Below are 330 nucleotides of genomic sequence, written 5' to 3' on the forward strand. Positions count from 1 at the left end.
TCTTTTGACCTTGATTCTTTAACAGGCAAGATCAGAGGATCGCAGCCTCGTTTCACTCGACAGCTCCTACATAAGCCACCGCCCTGTAGGAGCTGCCGCAGGCTGCGATCTTTTGATTTTGATTCTTTAACAAGCAAGATCAAAGGATCGCAGCCTCGTTTCACTCGACAGCTCCTACATAAGCCACCGCCCTGTAGGAGCTGCCGAAGGCTGCGATCTTTTGACCTTGATTCTTTAACAGGCAAGATCAGAAGATCGCAGCCTCGTTTCACTCGACAGCTCCTACATAAGCCACCGCCCTGTAGGAGCTGCCGAAGGCTGCGATCTTTT

Origin of the sequence: Pseudomonas sp. SM4, assembly GCF_051913165.1 — a bacterium.
Classification (GTDB): Bacteria; Pseudomonadota; Gammaproteobacteria; order Pseudomonadales; family Pseudomonadaceae; genus Aquipseudomonas.